Raw genomic sequence first — 4,156 nt, forward strand, 5'->3', positions numbered from 1 at the left:
GGGTAGCCTCGCGGGCATGAGGATCGGCATTGTGGGGGCCACCGGCCAGGTCGGTGGCGTGATGCGGCAGGTGCTGGCGGAACGGGAGTTCCCAGCGGAGCAGGTGCGGTTGTTCGCCTCGGCGCGGTCCGCCGGGCGTACGCTCCCGTGGCGCGACGGGGAGGTGACCATCGAGGACGCCGCCGCCGCGGACTACTCCGGGCTGGACATCGTGCTCTTCTCGGCGGGCAAGGGCACCGCCCGTGAGCTGGCCCCCCGGGTCGCCGAGGCTGGCGCCGTGGTGATCGACAACTCGTCCGCGTTCCGGATGGACCCGCTGGTGCCGCTGGTGGTCGCCGAGGTCAACCCGCACGCCGCCACCGAGCGCCCCAAGGGCATCATCGCCAACCCCAACTGCACCACCATGGCCGCGATGCCGGTGCTGCGCCCGCTGCACGCCGAGGCCGGCCTGGTCGGCCTCGTCGTCTCGACGTACCAGGCGGTCTCCGGCGCCGGGCTGGCCGGCGTCGCCGAGCTGGACGAGCAGGTCCGCAAGGTCGCCGAGCACGCCTCCGGGCTCGCCTTCGACGGCGCGGCCGTGGAGTTCCCCGCGCCGCGCTCGTTCGCCGAGCCGATCGCCTTCAACGTGCTCCCGCTGGCCGGCTCGATCGTCGACGACGGCTCGTTCGAGACCGACGAGGAGCAGAAGCTCCGCAACGAGAGCCGCAAGATCCTGGAGATCCCCGACCTGAAGGTCTCCGGCACCTGCGTCCGGGTGCCGGTCTTCACCGGTCACTCGCTCCAGATCAACGCCCGGTTCGCCCGGCCGCTCACCCCGCAGCGGGCCCACGAACTGCTCGCCGACGCACCCGGGGTCGCGTTGACCGCCGTACCGACGCCGTTGCAGGCCGCCGGGCAGGACCCGACCTACGTGGGCCGGATCCGCGCCGACGAGACCGTCGAGTACGGGCTGGCCCTGTTCTGCTCCAACGACAACCTGCGCAAGGGCGCCGCGCTCAACGCCGTGCAGATCGCCGAGCTGGTCGCCGCCGAGCTGCGCTGACCGTCGCCGTCCGAGCCCCCGCCGGCACCCGGCGGGGGCTCGCCGCGTCCCGAGGCTGTCGCCGACCGGCTGGGCCGCCTCGGGTCGGCGCGACGAGCCGCCGGTCGTGCTTGGATGGGACGAAGCCGACGTCCCCCTGGAGGAAACCGTGCCGGATGACCGCACCCAGCAGGCGTTGACCGACCTGATCGCCGGCCGCTCGATGGGCGTGCTGGCGACGATCAAGAGGGACGGGCGGCCACAGATGTCCACAGTGGTCTACTCGTTCGACCGCGAAGCGGGGCTGGTCCGGGTCTCGGTCACCGACGGTCGCGCCAAGACCGCCAACCTCCGGCGGGACCCGCGGGCCAGCTTCCACGTCGGCAGCGAGGACGGTTGGGCGTACGCGGTGGTCGAGGGGCGCGCCGAGCTGACCGAGCCGGCGGCCGAGCCCGGCGACCCCACCGTGGAGGAGCTGGTGAGGCTCTACCGGGCGCTCCGCGGCGAACACCCGGACTGGGACGACTACCGCCAAGCCATGGTCGCCGAACGGCGGCTGGTGCTACGCCTGCACGTGGAACGGATCTACGGGGTGCCGCCCCAGGGCTGACACGCTCCGACCCGTCGCTCAGCCCGGCTCGACCACGGTCACGCCGGGCCAGCGCTGCGCCGGTCGATGCCGGGCCAACCGCTGCCGGGACCGGCGACATCCACCCGGGCGGGGTTGTGCCGCCACACCCCGCCCAGCAGGTCCGTCAGGCCGTACGGGGCGCAGACCACCAGTCGGTCGGCCCGGTCCAGCCGGACCGCGACGGCGGTGGCGTACTCCGGCCAGGTGGCGACCGCCTCGGCCACGCTGCGGTACGGGGCGACCGGATCACCGCCGAACTTCGCCGCGTACCAGGTGTGCACGGCCGCCTGGTTGCGCGCCTGCCACGGCGGGTCCGGCCAGGCCGCCGTCAGCCGGGCGGTGGCCCGGTGGTCGTCCTCTCGACTCAGCGCGGTCGGGTCGAAGAAGACCACGTCCACGTCCCGGACCGTCGCCGGGTCGAACCCGCCGCCGTACCGCTCGCCCCAGACCAGGTCGCGCAGGGCGCCCGCGCCGATCCACGCGTCCGGCAGGCCGGAGTCGCGCACCACGGTCAGCGCCCGGGTCAGCCAGCCGCTGCCGGCGACCAGTTCGCGCAGCTCATGCTCGCCCGTCATCATCCGCCCACCGTAGGCAGCAGAACCGGGCAGCGCGGCCCCGCCGTGGACCGTGGGGTGCGCCGGGCCAGTGGTCGGCCGGGCCGCCCGCGTTACCCCGCCCCGGGCGACGGGTAGACGGGCCGTGCCGACACCGAGAGGGGAGCACCATGACAACGGTCGGAGAGTTCATGACGACCCGGTTGGTGACGATGGACGGCAACGACACGCTCATCGCCGCCGCGCAGGAGATGCGCGACAGCGCGATCGGTGACGTGGTGGTGACCGACGGCGACAGCGTGGTCGGCATCGTCACGGACCGGGACATCACGGTCCGGGGTGTCGCGGAGAACATGGACCCGGGGTCGACCCGGCTGAACCAGATCACCTCGCGCGACGTGGTGACCGTGAGCCAGTACGACGACGCGGTCGCCGCCGCGGACCTCATGCGCACCTACGCCGTACGCCGGCTGCCGGTGATCGACGACGGGCGCCTGGTCGGCCTCGTGTCGATGGGCGACCTCGCGGTCGAGCGCGAGCCGCAGTCGGTGCTGGCCGACATCAGCGCCGAAGACCCGAACAACTGACCGTCCGCCGCGGGCGCGCCGGCTCTCCCCTCGTGGGAGGGCCGGCGTCCGCGCTGCCCCGCCCCGGCCCGGGCGGTCAGGTCGGCTCGATCCGGACCTGCACGTCGGTGGCGTCGCGAGCGGCGGCCACCGTCGCGGCCTCGGCGTCGACCGCCCGCCGGACCCGGGTGGGCAGCGCCGACCACGGGGCGACGGTCAGCTCGAGCCGCCCCTTTCCAGCCTGCCGTGCCCGCCAGGTGCCGGTCACCTCGCCGTCCACCAGCAGAGCTCCGGGATTGCCGATCGCCCGCCACAGCTCGCGCTGGTGCTCTCGCGCCGGCACCAGCAGGTCACGGTCGCGGCCGGCGAGGAAGGGATCGCCCGGCGGCAGCAGCCGCACCAGGCGCGGCGCCGGCGCGCCGGTCAACGCGTCGAGCGCGTCGGCCGGCAGCCAGGCGGCCCGCCCGTCGACCCGCACCTCGGTGAGGCCCGCCGGCCAGACCCGGCGCAGCTCCGTGGTGGCGGTGCCGAGGAAGCCGGCGGCGTCGGCCGGGGTGGCCGGGCCGAGCAACCGCAGGTAGGTCGTGACCAGCTCGGCGGTGTGCGCCGCGGCGGCGGGTGGGCCGGGCCAGTCGGGCAGCGGGGCGAGCCGGGCGGCCCGCCCGGTGACCACCAGGCGCACCCCGCCGGCGAGCCCGGCCTGTTGGAACACCGACCCCGAGATGTGCCGCGCCTGGCACACCCGGCAGTCGTAGGTCAGCTCGGCCGGCACCCGGTCGGAGACCGCCCGGCTGACCACGCCACGCTCCATCTCGGCGGTGACCACCGCCCGGAACGCTTCGGCAGTGGCCCGGAAGGCGGCCAGCCCCAGCCGGGCGCCGGCGCCGATCTGCCCCGGGATTCGGCGCGTCGCGTCGGCGTCACTGAGCGGCCAGAGCGCCGCGGCCAGGGTCGGCAGCTCGGCACGCCGGTGCAGGTGCGGTGCGCCGCGCATCGACCACACCAGCTCCAGCCGGTCGTCCGGCTCGGTCGCCCCGCGCGCCGCCAGCGCCTGCCGGGCGGCGCCGTACGGCGTGCCCTGCACGCCGAGGGACAGCACCGCCAGATCGCCGGGACGCCGGCCACCGGAGCGGTCGAGCTGCTGGGCCGCCACCCGGAAGGCGAGCACCTGCCGGCGGTCGACCTGTGGCGCCTGTCCGGTCATGTGCCCCTCCGTCACGCGTCCCGTCGCTCCCACCCCTGTGCCCGGCACGCTACCCGGCCGGTCCGACACCGCCCGGCCGCTCACCCGATCCGGGCGAGGTTGACCGGCGAGCGGGCGGGGACCCGTGCGGGGACGTGCAACGCCGGTCCTCCGCACGACGCGAGCGCGGCGGGCGGGATC

At 75.3% G+C, this 4,156-nt stretch carries 5 protein-coding genes; 3 read left to right on the top strand and 2 right to left on the bottom strand.

The window, feature by feature from the left end; translation table 11 throughout:
• The first annotated feature begins 16 nt into the window (after window positions 1–16).
• Both DKT68_RS00605 and DKT68_RS00610 read left to right on the top strand, forming a co-directional pair.
• Window positions 17–1,042: an aspartate-semialdehyde dehydrogenase gene (locus tag DKT68_RS00605; RefSeq protein WP_109815488.1), complete on the top strand. Its 1,026-nt coding sequence runs from the start codon at window positions 17–19 to the stop codon at window positions 1,040–1,042.
• 148 nt (window positions 1,043–1,190) lie between these two features.
• Window positions 1,191–1,631 carry a PPOX class F420-dependent oxidoreductase gene (locus DKT68_RS00610; RefSeq protein ID WP_109815489.1) on the top strand — a complete coding sequence of 147 codons (441 nt, stop codon included), beginning with the start codon at window positions 1,191–1,193 and terminating at the stop codon, window positions 1,629–1,631.
• Between the two features lie 38 nt (window positions 1,632–1,669).
• On the opposite strand, the gene DKT68_RS00615 is transcribed toward DKT68_RS00610, so the two are convergent.
• On the bottom strand, window positions 1,670–2,227 hold the full coding sequence (locus DKT68_RS00615; protein WP_236646649.1) for a nucleotidyltransferase family protein: 558 nt from the start codon (window positions 2,225–2,227) through the stop codon (window positions 1,670–1,672).
• A 149-nt stretch (window positions 2,228–2,376) separates the two neighbouring features.
• Here DKT68_RS00615 and DKT68_RS00620 point away from each other — a divergent pair, with 149 nt between their 5' ends.
• Window positions 2,377–2,793, top strand: coding sequence for a CBS domain-containing protein (locus tag DKT68_RS00620; protein ID WP_109815490.1), 417 nt, complete (start codon window positions 2,377–2,379; stop codon window positions 2,791–2,793).
• Window positions 2,794–2,869: 76 nt separating this feature from the next.
• On the opposite strand, the gene DKT68_RS00625 is transcribed toward DKT68_RS00620, so the two are convergent.
• A complete protein-coding gene (locus tag DKT68_RS00625) occupies window positions 2,870–3,976 on the bottom strand; it encodes a DNA glycosylase AlkZ-like family protein (RefSeq protein ID WP_109815491.1) in 1,107 nt (368 codons plus the stop codon).
• Between the last annotated feature and the right edge of the window lie 180 nt (window positions 3,977–4,156).

It is taken from the genome of Micromonospora acroterricola, assembly GCF_003172955.1.
In the GTDB taxonomy this organism is placed as follows: domain Bacteria; phylum Actinomycetota; class Actinomycetes; order Mycobacteriales; family Micromonosporaceae; genus Micromonospora; species Micromonospora acroterricola.

Coding starts and splice junctions, on each gene's coding strand:
- DKT68_RS00605 (WP_109815488.1), top strand. CDS start 17: ATGAGGATCGGCATTGTGGGGGCCACCGGCCAGGTCGGTGGCGTGATG.
- DKT68_RS00615 (WP_236646649.1), bottom strand. CDS start 2,227: ATGACGGGCGAGCATGAGCTGCGCGAACTGGTCGCCGGCAGCGGCTGG.
- DKT68_RS00620 (WP_109815490.1), top strand. CDS start 2,377: ATGACAACGGTCGGAGAGTTCATGACGACCCGGTTGGTGACGATGGAC.
- DKT68_RS00625 (WP_109815491.1), bottom strand. CDS start 3,976: ATGACCGGACAGGCGCCACAGGTCGACCGCCGGCAGGTGCTCGCCTTC.